Origin of the sequence: Bartonella sp. TS82HLJMH, assembly GCF_042193495.1 — a bacterium.
In the GTDB taxonomy this organism is placed as follows: Bacteria; Pseudomonadota; Alphaproteobacteria; order Rhizobiales; family Rhizobiaceae; genus Bartonella; species Bartonella grahamii.
Genome location: NZ_JBHILU010000007.1, coordinates 38,791 through 57,458 on the forward strand (window position 1 = coordinate 38,791; position 18,668 = coordinate 57,458).

General features: G+C 33.9%; 15 protein-coding genes, 1 tRNA gene and 1 pseudogene. 11 read left to right on the forward strand and 6 right to left on the reverse strand.

Features of this window, described 5'->3' with window-relative positions:
* Positions 1-264 precede the first annotated feature (264 nt).
* Entirely contained in the window at positions 265-1,140 is an 876-nt protein-coding gene (gene ttcA, locus ACFIKO_RS04770) for a tRNA 2-thiocytidine(32) synthetase TtcA (RefSeq protein WP_375619817.1), read from the forward strand.
* 526 nt (positions 1,141-1,666) lie between these two features.
* Here ttcA and rimO read toward each other — a convergent pair.
* Positions 1,667-2,980: a 30S ribosomal protein S12 methylthiotransferase RimO gene (gene rimO, locus ACFIKO_RS04775; RefSeq protein WP_375673430.1), complete on the reverse strand. Its 1,314-nt coding sequence runs from the start codon at positions 2,978-2,980 to the stop codon at positions 1,667-1,669.
* Between the two features lie 457 nt (positions 2,981-3,437).
* Positions 3,438-4,151 (reverse strand): transcriptional repressor LexA, encoded by a 714-nt coding sequence (gene lexA / locus ACFIKO_RS04780; RefSeq protein WP_375619815.1) that lies wholly within the window; start codon positions 4,149-4,151, stop codon positions 3,438-3,440.
* Between the two features lie 1,175 nt (positions 4,152-5,326).
* Here lexA and ACFIKO_RS04785 point away from each other — a divergent pair.
* Positions 5,327-5,402 (forward strand) — tRNA-Lys (locus tag ACFIKO_RS04785).
* Between the two features lie 90 nt (positions 5,403-5,492).
* Here ACFIKO_RS04785 and ACFIKO_RS04790 read toward each other — a convergent pair.
* Positions 5,493-5,677 (reverse strand): annotated as a pseudogene (locus tag ACFIKO_RS04790) (integrase); the annotation flags it as partial.
* A gap of 285 nt (positions 5,678-5,962) precedes the next feature.
* Between ACFIKO_RS04790 and ACFIKO_RS04795 the strand changes: the two are divergent.
* The 8 genes from ACFIKO_RS04795 to ACFIKO_RS04830 all read left to right on the forward strand — a co-directional run bounded on the left by ACFIKO_RS04795 (position 5,963) and on the right by ACFIKO_RS04830 (position 14,501).
* Complete coding sequence (locus tag ACFIKO_RS04795; protein WP_375619814.1) at positions 5,963-6,862, forward strand: septal ring lytic transglycosylase RlpA family protein; 900 nt, start codon at positions 5,963-5,965, stop codon at positions 6,860-6,862.
* Positions 6,863-7,937: 1,075 nt separating this feature from the next.
* Positions 7,938-9,101 (forward strand): D-alanyl-D-alanine carboxypeptidase family protein, encoded by a 1,164-nt coding sequence (locus ACFIKO_RS04800; protein WP_375619813.1) that lies wholly within the window; start codon positions 7,938-7,940, stop codon positions 9,099-9,101.
* A gap of 28 nt (positions 9,102-9,129) precedes the next feature.
* Positions 9,130-9,774 (forward strand): dTMP kinase, encoded by a 645-nt coding sequence (tmk, locus tag ACFIKO_RS04805; RefSeq protein ID WP_375619812.1) that lies wholly within the window; start codon positions 9,130-9,132, stop codon positions 9,772-9,774.
* Entirely contained in the window at positions 9,771-10,814 is a 1,044-nt protein-coding gene (locus tag ACFIKO_RS04810; protein ID WP_375619811.1) for a DNA polymerase III subunit delta', read from the forward strand. Before tmk ends, ACFIKO_RS04810 begins: the two co-directional genes overlap by 4 nt.
* A gap of 76 nt (positions 10,815-10,890) precedes the next feature.
* Entirely contained in the window at positions 10,891-12,450 is a 1,560-nt protein-coding gene (metG, locus tag ACFIKO_RS04815; protein WP_375673431.1) for a methionine--tRNA ligase, read from the forward strand.
* The gene (locus ACFIKO_RS04820; RefSeq protein WP_375673432.1) at positions 12,440-13,213 is read left to right on the forward strand and encodes a TatD family hydrolase; all 774 of its coding nucleotides are present in this window, start codon (positions 12,440-12,442) and stop codon (positions 13,211-13,213) included. Before metG ends, ACFIKO_RS04820 begins: the two co-directional genes overlap by 11 nt.
* A gap of 10 nt (positions 13,214-13,223) precedes the next feature.
* Positions 13,224-14,033, forward strand: a complete 810-nt coding sequence (locus ACFIKO_RS04825) for an MBL fold metallo-hydrolase (RefSeq protein WP_375673433.1) — start codon at positions 13,224-13,226, stop codon at positions 14,031-14,033.
* A gap of 108 nt (positions 14,034-14,141) precedes the next feature.
* Entirely contained in the window at positions 14,142-14,501 is a 360-nt protein-coding gene (locus ACFIKO_RS04830) for a hypothetical protein (RefSeq protein ID WP_375619807.1), read from the forward strand.
* Positions 14,502-14,774: 273 nt separating this feature from the next.
* Here the strand turns inward: ACFIKO_RS04830 and ACFIKO_RS04835 are convergent, their stop codons facing one another.
* From ACFIKO_RS04835 to pcsA, 3 genes are read right to left on the reverse strand one after another with little or no spacing between them, the layout of a single operon-like run.
* Positions 14,775-15,188: a DUF6163 family protein gene (locus tag ACFIKO_RS04835; RefSeq protein WP_015856393.1), complete on the reverse strand. Its 414-nt coding sequence runs from the start codon at positions 15,186-15,188 to the stop codon at positions 14,775-14,777.
* Positions 15,185-16,231, reverse strand: coding sequence for an enoyl-CoA hydratase/isomerase family protein (locus ACFIKO_RS04840; protein WP_375619806.1), 1,047 nt, complete (start codon positions 16,229-16,231; stop codon positions 15,185-15,187). The genes ACFIKO_RS04835 and ACFIKO_RS04840 overlap by 4 nt, the downstream gene beginning before the upstream one ends.
* A gap of 25 nt (positions 16,232-16,256) precedes the next feature.
* A complete protein-coding gene (gene pcsA / locus ACFIKO_RS04845) occupies positions 16,257-17,069 on the reverse strand; it encodes a phosphatidylcholine synthase (RefSeq protein WP_375619805.1) in 813 nt (270 codons plus the stop codon).
* Positions 17,070-17,251: 182 nt separating this feature from the next.
* Here pcsA and ACFIKO_RS04850 point away from each other — a divergent pair, with 182 nt between their 5' ends.
* Positions 17,252-18,478 (forward strand): UbiH/UbiF family hydroxylase, encoded by a 1,227-nt coding sequence (locus tag ACFIKO_RS04850; RefSeq protein WP_375673434.1) that lies wholly within the window; start codon positions 17,252-17,254, stop codon positions 18,476-18,478.
* Positions 18,479-18,668 lie beyond the last annotated feature (190 nt).

An 18,668-nucleotide genomic window follows, 5' to 3' on the forward strand; every position in this document is an offset into this window, starting at 1 on the left:
TCCTGCAAGAGAAGTTTTTTTCTCTTCTATTATTATAACTTCAAAATATTGTGTTGTTTTTACAATCTCTGAAGTTAATAAGTGCTTTTTGTGAATGGTTCTATTTTAAGTTTATTGTTATGTTTTATAGTCATAAACTTATATAGTTCCGTTTCTTTTTTGTGTATCTAATTTATACATTCAAAAAAACATAAATGTAAGATTGCTTTAATATTTGTTTTTATCTTTGCAAAACGAGCTGTTTATTGTGCAGGATATGGTATTATGAATGATGTTTCAGTTAAATATCAGGCAATAGAAGAAAACGAAGGGAAAGATGATCCTTTAATAAGCGAAGCAGATAATTGTCATCCAATGTTTCGTGTTGCTCCTTCAAGCGTAGAATTTAATAAATTGCGCAAACGACTTTTACGTCATATGCGACAAGCTTTGGATGATTTTTCTATGCTCTCTACAGGAAAAAAATGGCTTGTTGCTTTATCGGGTGGAAAAGACTCTTATGGTTTATTAGCGCTTCTTTTAGACTTAAAGTGGCGAGGTCTTTTATCCGTTGAAATTCTTGCCTGTAATCTTGATCAAGGGCAACCAGGATTCCCTAAGCATATTCTTCCAGACTTTTTAAGTTCTTATAAAATTCCATATCGTATTGAATACCAGGATACTTATTCCATTGTTACAGATAAATTGGCAGAGTCGCAGACATATTGTTCACTTTGTTCTCGATTACGACGTGGTAATCTCTATCGTATTGCACGTGAAGAGGGATGTTCTGCATTAGTTTTAGGTCATCATCGTGATGATGTTTTAGAAACATTTTTTATGAATTTGTTTCACGGTGGCCGATTAGCTGCCATGCCTGGAAAACTTAAAAATGATGAAGGAGATCTTTTTGTGTTACGTCCTCTTGTCTATGCTGCTGAGGAAGATATGGAAAAATTTTCTCAAGCAATGCAATTTCCGATTATTCCTTGTAATCTTTGCGGTAGTCAAGATGGTTTACAACGTAATGCAATGAAAGAAATGCTGAAAAATATCGAAAAACAAATGCCAGGACGTAAAGATACGATGATTCGCGCTTTAACAAATGTACGCCCAAGTCATTTGCTTGATAAGAAATTCTTTGATTTTAAAACGTGTTAATAAAAATTAGATATTTTAAAAAATAAATTCAAAGAGTTTAAGATAAGATACTTATTTATAATGATAATTTATTGTTTTTTTATTTAAATACCGTAAGATTGTTTTGTTTCAAATTTTCTTATATTGCATCCATAAAAAACATCCGCCTGCATACCACAAAGGAAACTCTTGTGTGCATAGAACACTATTGAAAAAAGTTTCCTTTCACTAACTAATAACTGTCGCAATATGAAAAATGGGAAAATAGTACGATTGTCGATTTACTCTTTTGTTAAGTAAAAATAGTGAACCTTGTGGATTTTATTCTTTTGCGCCTCCATCACCTCATTTAAGGCATTAAATTAAGAGAATATATAACTGCTTGGTATTTTTGGAGTGTATAGCAAACATTCAGGGTAAGGATTTCTCGTGAATTCTCATGAAGTGAGTACATAAGTGATCAAGTTCGATTATGAGTAGCCGATCTTTTTATAAACTAATGCTGATGGAAATCTTCCTCATTGAGGACAGGGAAGAAGTTAAATTTTTAAACTGCTGCACCATAAAGATCATAGGCATCCGACTGTTCAATTTTAACGCTGACAAATTCACCAACACGCAACGGGCGTCGTGATGATATATGGACAACACCATCTATTTCTGGAGCATCGTATTGACTACGTCCTTTGGCAACTTTTCCTTGACTTTCATCGATAAGCACTTGGAGTCTTTTTCCAATTTTTTTCTTTAAAAGATATGTAGAAATTTGTTGTTGTTTTACCATAAAACGATGCCAGCGATTTTCTTTCACCTCTTCAGGAATATTTTCTAATCCCAAATCATTTGCGGCGGCTCCTTTTACTTCTTCATATTTAAAGCACCCAGCGCGTTCAATTTTTGCTTCTTCTAGCCATTCTAGAAGTATATTAAAATCTTCATTCGTTTCACCAGGAAAACCAACAATAAATGTTGAGCGCAAAGTAAGATCTGGACATATTTTTCGCCATTCTTCAATTCTACGGTTTGTTTTTTCTATGAGTGCAGGACGCTTCATATGACGCAAAACAGCTGGTGATGCATGCTGAAAAGGAATATCCAGATAAGGAAGAATTTTTTTTGCAGCCATAAGTTCGATAACTTCATCAACATGGGGATAGGGATAAACGTAATGCATACGTATCCAAATACCCATATCGCCTAGTTCGCGACAAAGATCAAAGAATTTTGTTTTGATTGTACGATCTTTCCAAGAATTTTCGAGATATTTAAGATCAATGCCATAAGCACTCGTATCTTGTGAAATAACTAAAAGTTCTTTTACACCCGCTTGCACGAGTTTTTCAGCTTCACGAAGAACATCGCTGATGGGACGTGAAGTGAGATCACCACGCAGAGTAGGGATGATACAAAAACTACACCGGTTAGAGCATCCTTCAGAAATCTTTAAGTAGGCGTAATGGCGAGGTGTTAAACGAATACCTTGGGGTGGAACTAAATCAAGAAAAGGATCATGAACAGGAGGAATTGCTGTATGAACAGCTTCTATAACACTTTCATAAGCTTGAGGTTTTGTAATAGCCAATACATTAGGATATGTTTGGCGAATAACATCAGGATCAGCACCAAGACACCCTGTTACAATAACTTTTCCATTTTTTTTGAGAGCTTCATCAATATTGGCTAATGATTCTCTCCTTGCCGAGTCAAGAAAGCCACAGGTATTCACAATAACGACATCTGCTCCTTGATGTTGATGTGAAATTTCATACCCTTCAGAGCGAAGGCGTGTAATAATTCGCTCAGAATCTACGAGTGCTTTTGGGCATCCGAGGGAGACAAAACTAATACGAGGTGCTACCATGATGATCCTACAATTATTGTGAATGATTGAGTTACACTTTTATAACTGAAAAATAATGTTCTTTATTTTTATACCTATGCAATAAAATCTGTTACAAAGTTATTTGATTTTTTTCTACAAAATTTTATGTGTTTTTATGCATGCATACAATTTTATCTTATTATATCGTAAAATTCTGTCATTGAGGACGATGATATAAGGTTGCTTCCTTCAAAGCATTCAAGTTCTTTTATAAAGTACGTGGTGAATATTTTAAAGCTTACTTGTCGCGCCTTGCGTAAGTGAAGGACAATGGAGGGAAGGAAAAATGAAATCCGCTCGATAAGGATCTGGACTGTTTATAGACCGAATTGGGGCATCCTTTGGCAGTGGAGAGGAAGTCAACTGCGTGTGGCACAATAAAAAATACTCAACAACTCCTTACTGCGGTATCTATCGCGTACTATAAGGTTTATTTTTAATATTTGCGAATAAGTCCGGTAAGTTTACCTTGTATTTCTACACGTTCGGATTCGTATGTACGTGCTTCATAATGAGGATTTGCAGCTTCTAATGCAATAGAAGCGCCTTTGCGTCGATAACGTTTTAATGTGGCTTCTTTTTTATCAATAAACGCAACAATAATTTCACCTGTTATTGCTGTATTTTGACGTTTCACAATGATCGTATCTTTATCAAGGATACCAGCCTCCATCATAGAATCATCTTTAACTTCTAATGCGTAGTGCTCACCTGTATTAACCATATTACGTGGGAGAGAAAGAGTGTTTATTTGTTGCAGTATAGCAGAGGCGGGCACGCTCGCAGAAATACGTCCCATAATAGGAATGGTAATATTTTTTTTTTCTTCTTCATCAAAGTTGTCAAGGTTACTCAAGTTTTTTGATGTTTCCCTTTTATTTTTTTCTATCATACTGGGAGAAATTTTACGTGCTAAAGAAAGGTTAAATGTTATTTTCTCAGGGAGTCGAATCACCTCCACTGCACGAGCGCGATTGGGTAAACGACGTATAAACCCTCGTTGTTCTAAGGCTATAATGAGCTTATGAATACCAGACTTTGAAGAAAGTTCTAATGCATTTTTCATTTCTTCAAAAGAAGGAGGAACACCAGTTTCTTTTGTATGGTTATGAATAAACAAGAGTAGCTCATATTGTTTACATGTTAGCATTCAATATTCCAATCAAAATAATAAAAAAGGAGTAAAGTAAAAATACATGTATATATAACAATTTTACAATTTTTTTTCCGCCAAATCAAAATTATTTTCTTTATTTTTGATCCTATAAGTTATAGTTAATTAAGCAATATGTTTATTTATAGACATATTTAAATTATTATTTATATAAAACTTACTTTAAGCATTTTATGAAAATATTATTTATATATTATATATCTACATTAATATTGAACAATGTATAAAAATACTTTATAGCTCTGACTGAATTATCCAACACTAAATTTTATGACCAGTGTTATTCTTTTCTTCTAAAAATATATCTACGTATTTTGTAATTTCTTGATATAAAAAAGTTAATTAGAAGGCATTTTATATATTTAGAACACTCTATGGGTATTTAGATCATTTTGCACACTGCATATTATTTCTGCTTTTTTAAGTAAAATTATTTACAGCTATAATAGTGAGCATAATTTATAGTCATTCGGGATACTTTCAATGAGACTGAATTTTATGTCTGTTTTATTCTATAGGATAAATTGCCTTTCGTTATATATTCATTATGCATGAATAAAAATCATACCCTTAAAATGCCATTATTGCTCATTGTCCCATTTTCAGGTCTAACGTACCAACCGCTATATACTATTTTTCTGAACCCTAATGTTGAGATAATTTTTGGTTATTGAAAGGAGGTATAAAAGGTATTTTCATTTCTTTTTTATAGTTTTATTCTCTCACTCAAGTGATGAAATAATAAATTATTATAAATCAATATCTTATATTATAAATCTGTATTCATATTTGAAAATTGAAAACTAAAATATAAAGATATAAAAATAATATTATAGTAAAAGGTATTTTTTCTCTATCCATTATGCTCAACACCCCATGTGAGGAAAGGGGGGAGTAATTTCTTATAATTTTAGCGCTTCGAATCTATGCAATATTTTGCAGTGAAATTGTTCCTTGATTGAAACTTCAAAAAGAAGATTAAATAGTACCTATACAATGATGAAAAAAGGAGGGGAAAACGGAAAATTATTGATAACTGAAGAAAATAATAATATTTTTCTTCAAAAGGTGTTGACCAAATGAAAAGTCAACCGTATGTTCCCTTCACTTTCTGCAAATTAGATAGTCTACAAACTAGATAGCTTGTGTGAGAGCGCGTAGCTCAGCTGGTAGAGCAACTGACTTTTAATCAGTAGGTCCAGGGTTCGAATCCCTGCGCGCTCACCAACTTTAAATAATATCAATAGACTATACAAAAATTTAAGAATCTTTCTCGTTTTGATTCTTTTTGAAGTTCTTTATTGATTCTATAATCAGTCATTTTCTATCAGATGTTTTGGAATAGAGCGATGCTATGCTGTCTCCTGTCCAAAAAAAGAGCTTTAAGCTTACGATACGCTTGTACCTGCGTTGGCAGCACATGTGGTTGCTCCTTTTCTCAATCCATAGATTGATTTTTTAATACCTAGTGCATTACATGATTCGCAAAACAAGTTGCTAAAATCACCACTTATTCACAGTTTATATTATGAAATGATTTTTCTATAAGAAATTGATTTGTTTAATTTTTATTCTTTTAAACATCTACTATAGTACATTTATTTCTTACGAAAATCATAAAAAGGTTAACAATGTGTTAATTTCTTGATAAAAGGGGACAATTAAAGAGTGGTATATGCGCGAGGGAAATCATTTAAAAACGTAAATTCTTCCGTCTCGTACAAAAAGCGTGACAGCGTGACGTGGTTTTTACAGTAGTACTTAACAGAAATAAGTGGACTGAATAGATGCCTTCAAATAGAAAAAAGAAATTTACTTTTATTATTAAACCATCACTTCAATTGTTTTCTATGATCGTCATTTCTCAGTCACTGGTATCTTGTTGTGCAAGCCAAACTATGAATTTTTCAATAAAAGATTCCTATCATAATAAACCAATTGACGTAAACACTTCTGTACTACCTCAACAAGTATCCAATAAGAAGAATCAATCGGAAGAAAAAAAGCGTGGACGAGCTATTGTTGGTAAACCTTATCAAATAAAAGGAAAGTGGTATTATCCTCAAAATGATCCGACTTATAAACGTGTTGGCGAAGCATCATGGTATGGTTCAGACTTTCATGGACGTTTAACTGCTAACGGTGAAATTTATGATATGAATCTTTTGACTGCTGCTCATCCTACAATGCCTTTACCTAGCTATGCTCGTGTTACTAATTTGAAAAATGGATCTTCAATCATTGTTAGAGTGAATGATCGCGGACCTTTTATGAAAGACAGAATCATTGATTTATCAAAGCAAGCTGCGGCAATACTGGGGTATGTAGATAGGGGGGTCGCAGATGTTAAAGTAGAATATATTGCTGAAGCACCCGTTGGCTATTATGATGGTGCATATTTAATGGCCTCTTATACTCCTGGAAATGCTGCCTCATATTCATTAGCGTCAGAAAATGTTTCGAAAAAAAGAGAGACTGTTTTGTTAAAAGAGAAGCGCAATACAGGAAAAAAAGAAGAATTAGCTAAAGCAGCTACTGTTGAACAGGAACAACGTAATAAAACTGTTGCAGTTAAATTGCCAGAAATTGGTCCTATTATGGTTGATAAGCCGGTGCCATTCGATCAAGTTGCTTCTATAAATAAGCTAAACAAAAAAACAAAGGTCAATTGGCTACAACTTTTTTAAGAAAAAATGCGTTGATTTTTTATCTATATAATTCTCTAGTAAAAAAGATAAGAACTTACGGATTTAGTGTAAGGTTTTCATCTTAAAGCGCGTTGTCCTTTTAAAAAAGCGTGGTTGGGTGCTATTATAAATTCAGTGCGTCCTTTGCACCCCATTGCTGGCCTATTCGTCGTTTTATGATATTGCTTGCTTAATAAAGCGCGTACTTTTCTTGCTGTAATAGCTTTTACTAGACGAGGGGAGATTATTGTATCAGTCTGTTTGTGTAATCTCCAAAGCAACTATACAATCAATTTGATAGGAATAAAAAGCTTAAAAAATATTTTCTTTTGATTCGGTTTTGCAGCTTTCCAAAAAGCATCCACGGTAATATCTTATGAAGAGATTATGCATTACTTCATGCTTTTGTTTATCATGTTCTTTAATGGAGTAAGTCCCCTCACGAGAAACAGAGCGTCTCAAATAAAATACACTTACATTGCCAATTCACGTACTTATTTAAAAGGAAAATATTTCAACACGTTACAAGCCTATTTTACGATAGCGCCTATGAATGGTATGATTGGTAACGCCTTTAGACATCACTATCTTTACACTTATGAAGATATAAACCGACACCATCGTATACTTTGCAAGCCTCCAATGTTTTGTGCGATAATTTTTAACACTTGAGAGGTTGATAAGAGGTATTTTTACTCTCTTTTTTAATAATTTTTATCCATATACGAACTTTACTTATGATGCGTAAGTAAGCGAAATTTATTAAATTCAATATGAGAAGAAATCTCACAGTATTTTTCACAATATATAAGTTAAAATTATTATTATTTATTATAATAAACAATGTACTATAAATATAAAACAAAAAAATAAAAACATTTTTGTCTTTGTATACTTTAAAACATTAAACTAAAACTAGTTATAAGATAAAAAGTGCATCGTATTACTTTTTATAACGTTGAATAAAAATAAAGTCTTTTCTTGAGTTGTCAATAATTCCTCAATTTGCGGAAATAAAAAAGTTTTTTCCTATATAAGATTCTTTATGTTGATCTTTGGGATGGGAGGAGAAGCTATGTATACAACATTAAGGATCTTATTGACTTTATGGGGGATATTGGCATTTGACATGTGGGGGAGAGCAGAAGGTTTTCAAATTTCTTCATCACAATTGTTGTTACTCGATGATGATACAGGGACAATACTTTATGAAAAACAAAGTGATATTCCTTTTTTTCCTGCTTCATTAGCAAAATTGATGACAGTAGAAGTCGTATTTCATCACTTAAAGGAGGGATTGTTAAAGAGTACGCAGAAATTCAAGGTCAGTGAAAATGCTTGGCGTAAGGGTGGAGCACCTTCCGGTACAACTACTATGTTTGCAAAGATAAAGACAGAAATCAGTGTTTCTGATCTTTTACGTGGTTTAATTATTATGAATGGAAATGATGCTGCTATTATTCTTGCTGAAGGAATATCTGGACATGAGGCTCATTTTGCAAAACTGATGAATCAGCGCGCGAAAATAGTCGGATTATCTCAGAGTCATTTTGTTAACGCAACAGGGCTACCCGAAGAGGGACAATGTGTAACCGTGCGTGATATGATTATATTAGCACGTCATATTGTTCAGGAATATCCGGATTATTATGCACTTTATCGTGAACCTCATTTTACGTGGAATAATATTTTTCAACGTAATAAAAACCCTCTTATTTCTAAGGAAATTGGTGTAGAAGGATTTGGTTTTGGCTACAGTGAAAAAGAAGGTTTTTCAATGGTTGCTACCATTTCTAAAAATCATCGACGTCTTTTTTTAGCAATCAATGGTTTGCAAGATGGTAAAAAATATACAAAAGAAATAGAACGCATTCTTCAATGGGGAATGACAGCATTTGATCTCAAAACGATTTTCACAAAAGAAGAAGCGGTTGGTCGTGCTTCTGTTTATGGTGGTAAGCAAAATTTTGTTCCACTCATTGTTAAAAAACCAATAAGTTTTATGCTTTCGAATGAAAAAAAAGTAAATGTTAAAGCAAAAATTAAATATCATGGTCCATTGAAAGCTCCTATCATTTCTGGGCAATCAGTTGGCGTTATTCAAATTTTAGAAAATAAAAAGGTTCTTCTGGAAAAACCAGTTTTTGCCGGAATGAATGTTCAGGAAGGAAGTTTCTTTGCAAAAGTAAAAAATGCATTCTATGAAATAACAATTGGATGGTTACGGAAATATTTGTAGTTACGTGCTAATAAGGTTAAGGTCATACGTGTCAGGTTATTTTATTACATTCGAAGGAGGGGACGGGGTAGGAAAAACGGTGCAGATTTCTTTACTTGCTAAGTCTCTCTCACACCAAGGTTATGATGTTGTCACAACACGAGAACCAGGGGGAACGCTAGGAGCAGAAGCAATCCGGCATATTTTGTTGTCAGGGCAGGCGCAACAGTATGGACCGTTGATTGAAGCTGTTTTGTTTACAGCTGCACGTGTCGACCATGTTACCGAGGTTATCGCGCCTTCTTTGCAAAAAGGTAAAATCGTTTTATGTGACCGCTTTATTGATTCTACACGTGTTTATCAAGGACTCAATGATACAGTCAGTTCTTCTCTTCTTGCTGTTTTAGAGTGTATTGCACTCAATGGTATCTTGCCCCATTTAACATTTTTATTAGATATGCCAGCAATGTGTGGTATGAAACGTGCAAATTTACGAAGAAAAGAAACAGAAGAAATTGATTATTTTGAAAAAGATCAGTTGGAAATTCAAGAACAAAGGCGTCAAGCTTTTCTTCAATTGGCCAAACAGGAACCCCATAGATTTCGAGTCATTGATGCCACTGGCTCAGTGGAAGCCGTTGCACATCAAATAAAAAATATTTGTCATCAGGTATTGTTGGATCAGCTTTCATGAGTAATGTAAATATCTTACGCCAATATGATGATATTGATACAATTTTATCACCATCCCAGAATGATGTTGTCTTTGGTCATGAGGACGTTCGTCATTTTTTGACACAAATGCTTAAAGAAGAGCGTTTGCATCATGCATTATTATTTGAAGGAGAATATGGGATTGGAAAAGCTACATTAGCCTTTCATCTTGCTTGGAACATTTTAAGTTCTCACCAGGGGGCTTTCTTGAAACCCGATCCTTATTCTACTCCATGGCGCCAAATTACACAAGGAAGTCACCCTGGTCTTTTGTATATTTCACGTCGATTTGATGTAAAAACGCAAAAGTTTAAAACAGGAATACTCGTTGATGATGTCCGTGATATTATGCATTTTTTAAGCCGAACATCGCAAGATAATGGATGGCGTATTGTTATTATTGATTCTGCAGATGATATGAATAGAAATGCAGCAAATGCAATTCTCAAAATACTTGAAGAACCACCTTCAAAAACGTTATTTGTTATTATCGCGCATTCTTCAGGAAAATTGCTTCCAACAATCCATTCACGGTGTCAAAAAATTTCTTTTCGTCCGTTGAATAACGATGAAATGAAAAAAGTTATTACACATATTTTTGCCAATCAGAACTTACCTGATGAGAAAACAATTGAAATAATTATTAAAAAATCTAAAGGAAGTCCTCGAAAAGCTGCTTTACTTATCTGCCATGGCGGTCTTGAAATTATTAGAACAATTGATGCTCTCTTAGAGAAACCTGTTTGTAACGCAACGATTGTACATACTCTTGCACAAACATGTTCATCTGTTTCTTCTACATTCCAATTTCAACAATTTTGTGATGAAATTCTTAATAAAATTCAAAAAAAAGCTATCATGCTCGTTGAAAAGGGTGACTTATTTCTCTCAAAAAAATATGCGGAAAAATGGCAAGAGATTCATCAAGAAATAGAGGAAATACAACTGTTTAATCTAGATAAAAAGCAGTTTGTTATTAACTTACTTTTTAAAGTTCATAAGATCATTCATGAGGATTAGTTTTTCCGTGACAATACGATGAACCGACGTTATGTCATTATATCTTTTATTTATAGCGTTTTACAACGAGTATGACATGCGTGACACATATTACATAACAACTCCCATTTTTTATCCTAATGGTGCTCCACATATTGGACATGCCTATAGTGCAATTGCAAGCGATGTCTTAGCCCGCTTTCAACGATTAAACGGAAAAAATGTATTTTTTCTTTCTGGTACAGATGAGCATGGTCTAAAGATGCAACAAACCGCAGCAGCATTAGGCATGACACCTCAGCAACTTGCAGATCGTAATAGTGCTGTGTTTCAAAAAATGCTTGCAGTATTAAATTGTTCTAACGATGATTTTATTCGTACGACAGAAGAACGCCATTACCAAGCTTGTCAAGAAATTTGGAAAAAGATGGAAGCAAATGGCGATATTTATCTCGGTCGTTATACGGGGTGGTATTCGGTTCGCCAAGAAGCCTATTATGAAGAAAAAGATACGGAAATTGGACCAGACAACATCCGCCGTGAAAAAGAATTAGGCTCTCCAGTTGAATGGAATGAAGAAGAAAGTTATTTTTTTAGACTTTCTCATTATGAAAAAGCTCTTCTTGAATATTATGAAAAACATCCTGATTTTATTGCTCCACTTGAGCGGCGTAATGAAATTATAAGTTTTATAAAATCAGGTTTAAAAGATATCTCTATTTCACGCGCAAGTTTTAACTGGGGCATTGCTGTTCCTGAGAATCCACAGCACGTGATGTATGTCTGGGTTGATGCGCTTACAAATTATCTATCAGCAATTGGTTTTTTCAATAAAAATTCAAAAAAACGTGATTTTTGGCCTGCAAATACGCATATTATTGGTAAGGATATTATTCGTTTTCATGCAGTCTATTGGCCGGCATTTTTAATGTCTGCTGGAATTGAATTGCCTAAAAATATTTTTGCACATGGTTTTTTACTTAATCGTGGTGCAAAAATGTCAAAATCTATTGGAAATGTCGTTGATCCTTTTGAAATGGTTGATCATTATGGTCTTGATCAGGTTCGTTATTTCCTTCTCCGTGAAGTACCATTCGGACAAGATGGTAGTTATAGCCATGAAAGCCTTGTGAACCGTATTAATGCTGATCTTGCTAATGATCTTGGTAATTTAGCACAGCGCTGTTTGTCTATGATTGCCAAAAATTGTAATGCACAAGTCCCGAGACCAACTTCATTTTTAGCTCAAGATAAACAGCTTTTAGAACAATCTCTTCAAGTACTTGAAACTGTACATAAAGCTATGTCTTCTTATAGTATGCATTTAGCACTTTCAGCTATTTTTTCAATTGTAGCAGATGCTAATCGCTATTTTGCCAACGAACAACCTTGGAGTTTACGTAAAAATGACCAAGAGCGATTTTCTACAGTTCTTTACATCACTGTAGAAATCTTGCGGAGAATAGGAATTATGCTTTTGCCTTTCATACCCCAATCAGCAGCAAAACTTCTTGATAGCCTTGCGGTTGCTGAAGATGATCGGTTATTGTATCATATAAGTCATTCAAAAATTCAAGAGGGGCTTGATCTTCCACCACCAGAACCGATTTTTCCTCGTTATATCTTGAAGAAAGAAGATACTTATCATGTTGATTGATACACATTGTCATCTTGATTTTGAAGATTTTTCACAAGATTTGGATAATGTTATCCAACGGGCTTTAGATGCTGACGTTAAACGTATGATAACAATTTCAACCCATGTTCATAAGTTAGATAAGCTGTTAGCCATTGCGCGAAGCTATGATCAAGTCTTTTGTTCTGTTGGAACACACCCCAATCATGCGCATGAAGAACAAAATATTACAGCGGAAGAGCTTATACAGCTCTCGAATCATCCTAAAATTGTTGCGTTTGGGGAAGGGGGACTTGATTATCATTATGATTATTCTACACCAGAAGAGCAAAAGAAAGTTTTTCAAGAACATATCATTGCTTCTCGAGAAACACAGATTCCTCTTGTTATACATTCACGCAATGCCGATCTCGATATGGAGAAAATATTACGTGAACAGATAAAAGAAGGAGCTTTTCCCTTTATCCTTCATTGTTATTCGTCTGGAATGCAACTTGCTCGTGCTGGAATCGAACTTGGTGGTTATATTTCTTTTTCAGGTATTCTTACTTTTAAAAATGCATTTGAAATTCGTGAAATAGCAAAAATTGTGCCTCATGAGCATTTGTTAGTGGAAACAGATGCTCCATTCTTAGCACCTAGTCCTCATCGAGGCAAAACAAATGAACCATCTTTTGTATGCTATACAGCAGCTGTTTTGGCTGAAACAATTGGCTTAAGCATTGAAGAAATAGCTCAAATAACAACGCGTAATGCTTTTCGTTTATTTAGTAAAATGAAATAAGGCAAAAGATATGTGTGATCAATACCGATTTACAATATTAGGTTGTGGTCCTTCTCCGGGAGTGCCACGACCCAATGGTGATTGGGGAACATGTGATCCGAATAACCCTAAAAATAAACGCTACAGAAGTTCTTTATTAGTGGAACGTATTAAACCTTCAGGAGACAAAACAACGATCGTTATTGATACAGGTCCAGATTTTCGCTCACAAATGATTGATGCGCGTGTAAGCCATCTTGATGCTGCTCTTTACACACATTCTCATGCAGACCATATCCACGGTATTGATGATTTACGCAGCTATGCACTTGCACAAAAATGTTTAATAGATATCTATGCCGACAGATTTACACTAGAGCATCTCACAAGTGCTTTTGGATATTGTTTTCAAACACCAAAAGCTTCATCTTATTCTCCCATTTTAAAAGAGCATCTTATCAATGAAGATAGCCAATTTATTATTCAGGGGCAGGGCGGAGCAATAAGCGTCAATACACATTTACAACACCACGGAAACATTCATTCCTTAGGTTTTCGGATTGGGAATGTTGCCTATTGTACGGATGTTAGTGAATTTCCTGAAAAAACTTTATCCAAATTAATGGATTTGGATGTTCTCATCATTGAAGCTCTTCAATTTAAATCCCATCCGAGTCATTTTTCTGTTGATCAAGCATTACAATGGATAGAATACTTAAAGCCAAAACAAGCAATACTTACACATATGGATAGATCGCTGGATTACAACAAGGTTATAAATTATGTTCCATCCCATGTAAAACCTGCATATCAAGGTCTTACTTTTGAAACAGATGCGTAAGCTTTTTATGCGCAATATTTTAAGTTAAATAAAATACTTTTAAATTTATCCTTTATTTTGTTTTAATTTTGACATATTTAGTGCTTTTATGTCGAAAATGAGGCTTTTATGTATAAGAATTTTAAGCGGGCTGTATGTATTGTGGTTTTAGCGGTTTCCTTGACAGCATGTGGAGGGCGTTTAGAAAAAAATATTTCAACGACAACAATACATGACGGATCAATGAGTTGTGCCGATATTCAACGGGAGTTTTTTGCTAATAAACGTCAGATTAATGATACAATTGCAGAGCGTTCTAAAGCAAGAAATAAAAACGTGGCTTTAGCAGCAGCAAGTGTTGTATTTGTACCTGCTTTGTTTTTTATGGATGTAAAATCAAACGAAAGTAATGAAATTTCAGCTTTAAATAATCGTAATGCTGTTTTGAGTGATCTTGCACGTATGAAACGTTGTAAAATAGTACAGTAATTTTTATTATTTATACGACGTAATTTCATTACAACTATTTTGGTCTTTGAGACTATCCTTAAAGACCAAATATTTTAATGTGTTATTTAATTATTATCGCCATTACCATAATTTTGTTTTAAAAGTGAATTGTACGATTACAAATGTGATTTATGTTTTAAAATAGGGTTTGCTTTGTTTTTCTGTATCATATTATCGCATAATATATATTATGGAACTTTATGGAAAAAGTATATCTAGCATTAGCACTTTATTCTGGCTCGAAAATTTCAATCACGATGTTTTTTTATTTTTTACTCTTTTAAAAAAAATCATCACAATTTGTAGTATTATGAAAGCTAAAAACAATATTCCATGAAATAATGGTACAAATGGCTGATAAATAAAATCAGAATAATATATTGTTATTGCTTCAATCAATGCTGCAATACACCACACAATGATACCCCATAATGAATACATCCAAAGTCCAACTAAGGCAATAGGATAGAGAATAGCCAATATAGCTGATGCAAATTGCCACTGCCAAGGCATAAGATCAAAACGCCATAGAATACCTGGAAAAACACCAACAAGGCGTATCCAATAACAAATACCTAGGACTAAACAAATGAGTGCCAAAAACCGTAAATAACAGTTATAGATTAAATTGATTTTTGAAATCCGTTTGTGAGAATTATTTTTCACAATAATAACTCTTGCTCAACAGGTTGAAAGTAAGAATCTACCATTTCATCTGTCACATTTGAAAGTTTATCTGGCTGCCATTGAGGTCTTTTGTCCTTATCGATTAACATAGCACGTATACCTTCATGAAAATCATGTGAATTAATCATATGATGTGCAATGCGGTTTTCAATTTTCATACAATCTTCCAACGTTTGAGATGAATTTTGTTTCATTTGTTTCCAGATAACTTTTAAACTTATCGGAGAACGTGACTGCAAAATATCATAACATTCTTTAGCAAATAAAATACCTTCATTACTTTTTTTATGTAGCAACTCAAGACATTCTTCTAAGGTATGGGCACTAAAACAAGTGTTAATAATACAACGTATTTCATGACTCGTTTCATAGTCTTTTGTAATTGCTCGCTCGTTTAAAGCTAAAGTAGGATCTCCTTGCTCAATAATAGCTTTTCTAATCATATCGAATTCAATTTCAGCAACGGCGTGTGTTGCTAATCCTAAATTTAAGCAATCTCCCCACTTTATGCGTGCGCCCGTTAATGCAAGATAGATGCCAAAATGATTGGGAAGAGATGGTAAGAAAAAACTTGCACCTACATCTGGAAAAAATCCAATTGCACCTTCTGGCATAGCAAAAACTGTATTTTCTGTAACAATTCTATGCGAACCATAGAGAGAAATACCTACCCCTCCTCCCATCCAAATACCGTTTAAGAAAGAAATGTAGGGCTTTGAAAAATGTTTGATATAAGCATTTAAACTATATTCATCACTAAAGTATTGACAAGCAGAGGCACTTTTTCCCATATGGTAGATTTCTACAACATCTCCACCAGCACAAAAAGCACGCCCCTCCCCTTCAATTAAAACACAAGAAACATTATCATCTGTTTCCCATGTCCTGAGAGCTTTTTTTAAAGCTGAAACCATTCGTTGATTAAGAGCATTTAATGCTGAAGGGCGTGTGAGCTTTATAATACCAGCACGCCCTTCTTTCGTAAAAGAAATATCATCATCTGCTCCAAAATCAATTTGCATCTTACACCCTTCTTAAAACAACTATTTATTGTTTTTTTATATTTTTTGCCCCAAGTTGAGGAAATATTTGCATGATTGCGCCAATACAATATATATAAATTCCTGTTACTGAAATTCCTATTTTAACCCAATAGGGAGCCTCTAGTTGATAAAAGAATGCAGAAACACCAAAAAAACACCATAAGAGAAAAATTGGAAAATTAACTCTGCGTAAACGAAGGACTCTTACTGGATGGATAAAATAAATTGGCAAAAAAGATATAATCGCCGATAAAACAATAATGATAAAAGTAATCCACTCTACCGGTCTTACGACAAAAAGCGTAAAAATCATCATATTCCAAACAACAGGAAATCCTTTAAAAAAGTTTTCTTTGGTTTTCATGCTAGTATCTGCATAATAAATAGCAGATGAAATAACAATAATTGCACTCAATAAAAATGATAACCCTACCCCCATAAAACCACTTTGATAGAGTGCAAAAGCAGGAATTAAGACATAAGTCACGTAATCAATAATATTATCTAACAACTCTCCAGACCATGTTGGAAGAACGTATTTAACATCAAGTTTGCGTGCAATTGGTCCATCTATACCATCAACGAGAAGTGCAAGTCCAAGCCAACAGAACATAGCCGTCCATTCTTTTTGAGAGGCTGATATAAGAGAAAGAAACGCTAAAAATGATCCCGAAGCTGTTAGTAAATGAACAGAAAAAGCCTTTGCTTGTGGCATTGTTACTTTTTTATGGCGTAATAATTTAGCATTTGTTTTGATTTTCTTTGTTAGTTTACGTTTCAAGGTTTTCTTATCCTCGTTTTTAAAGTCTTCAACCATCTATCAATACGCCATTTTTTACCGATGATATAACTCAGCATTTAAAAAAATCATAAAAAGGTTACTTTTTTATATCGCATTATTTATTACATACTATAATAGAAGAGCTTCATATAATAAAAAGAGAGTGATCATTTGGAAATGTTAAAATATTTTCTCAATGGATAAAGGTTCAAATCGTTGTGATATTTGAAAAGGAAGAGCATAAAGATATTGCTGTTATTGGTGCAGGTCCTTTGGGAATGTTGTCCGCACTGAGTCTTGCACATGAGGGGTTTTCTGTTTTTCTTGTTGGCCCCCCTGCTCATACAGATGAGTTACGAACAACTGCTCTTATGATGCCTGCAATACGCACACTTCAAAAACTCAATATTTGGAATAATATTCAAAAATATGCTGCTGCTTTATCCTACATGAGAATTGTAGATATAACTTCTAGAATTGTGCATGCTCCTACGGTGCATTTTTCTTCTGCTGAAATTGGTGAAAAAGCTTTTGGCTATAATATACCTAATGTAAAATTGAACAGTGCTTTAGTCGATGCTATTACACATACGCCCAATATTACAAGATTTGTTTCGGCAGCCAAATCTTTTCATCACACAAAAAACCATGTATGTATTACTCTTGCTGATCATAGAGTCATTCAAGCACCACTTGTTGTTGCTGCTGATGGACGTCACTCTCTTACACGTGCCGCAGCAGGAATAAGTGTCAAACAGTGGAATTATCCACAAAAAGCACTTGTTCTCAACTTTTCTCATGAGTTTTCTCATCAAAATACATCAACCGAATTTCATACAGAACATGGTCCATTTACACAGGTTCCTCTTCCTGGGCAAAGATCTAGTCTTGTATGGGTTGTTCATCCTTCCCGTGCTGAGGAATTATTGAATATAGAACCAAAAGAAATTGCAAAAATGATCGAAAACCAAATGCAATCAATGCTTGGAAAGCTGCGCTTAGAAACATCAATTCAAGCATGGCCGCTTTCAGGGCTTCTTTCTCATCATTTTGCTGCTAATCGAACAATTTTAGTGGGTGAAGCCGCTCATGTTTTCCCCCCTATTGGGGCACAGGGATTGAATTTAGGATTCCGTGATGTCCAAACTTTGATTGATATTTTACCAAATAAAATATCCAATTCTAACTCTGAAATGATTGTTACGCATTATAACAAATGCCGCAAACCAGATATATTAATCCGAAGTGGAGCTGTTCATACACTTAACTCTGCTCTACTTTCTCATATGTTGCCTGTTCATATCATACGAAGCGTTGGGCTTGGTTTGTTACATAGTTTTTCACCATTACGTAATTTATTTATGCGCGAAGGAATGTATCCCGGTTATGGATTAAAGGAAATTATGCAAATATTTCCAACAAAATCATCTAAACAGCTCTACTGAGCAATAATGGATAATAACGTAAAATAAACAAATAATAATAAGTGAATAATGTATTAATAACAAAAAATTATTTCTATTTTAGTTTTTATAATAAAAAATGTACAACTATTAGTACTATACATCATTTTTTATTAAAAATTATTATATATGTATTTATCATAATTATATGAAATATCAAAATCACAGATAA

Excerpts from the sequence above, each read along its gene's own strand:
- ttcA (WP_375619817.1), top strand. The coding sequence starts at position 265 with ATGAATGATGTTTCAGTTAAATATCAGGCAATAGAAGAAAACGAAGGG.
- rimO (WP_375673430.1), bottom strand. The coding sequence starts at position 2,980 with ATGGTAGCACCTCGTATTAGTTTTGTCTCCCTCGGATGCCCAAAAGCA.
- lexA (WP_375619815.1), bottom strand. The coding sequence starts at position 4,151 with ATGCTAACATGTAAACAATATGAGCTACTCTTGTTTATTCATAACCAT.
- ACFIKO_RS04795 (WP_375619814.1), top strand. The coding sequence starts at position 5,963 with ATGCCTTCAAATAGAAAAAAGAAATTTACTTTTATTATTAAACCATCA.
- ACFIKO_RS04800 (WP_375619813.1), top strand. The coding sequence starts at position 7,938 with ATGTATACAACATTAAGGATCTTATTGACTTTATGGGGGATATTGGCA.
- ACFIKO_RS04810 (WP_375619811.1), top strand. The coding sequence starts at position 9,771 with ATGAGTAATGTAAATATCTTACGCCAATATGATGATATTGATACAATT.
- metG (WP_375673431.1), top strand. The coding sequence starts at position 10,891 with ATGCGTGACACATATTACATAACAACTCCCATTTTTTATCCTAATGGT.
- ACFIKO_RS04820 (WP_375673432.1), top strand. The coding sequence starts at position 12,440 with ATGTTGATTGATACACATTGTCATCTTGATTTTGAAGATTTTTCACAA.
- ACFIKO_RS04825 (WP_375673433.1), top strand. The coding sequence starts at position 13,224 with ATGTGTGATCAATACCGATTTACAATATTAGGTTGTGGTCCTTCTCCG.
- ACFIKO_RS04830 (WP_375619807.1), top strand. The coding sequence starts at position 14,142 with ATGTATAAGAATTTTAAGCGGGCTGTATGTATTGTGGTTTTAGCGGTT.
- ACFIKO_RS04840 (WP_375619806.1), bottom strand. The coding sequence starts at position 16,231 with ATGCAAATTGATTTTGGAGCAGATGATGATATTTCTTTTACGAAAGAA.
- pcsA (WP_375619805.1), bottom strand. The coding sequence starts at position 17,069 with ATGGTTGAAGACTTTAAAAACGAGGATAAGAAAACCTTGAAACGTAAA.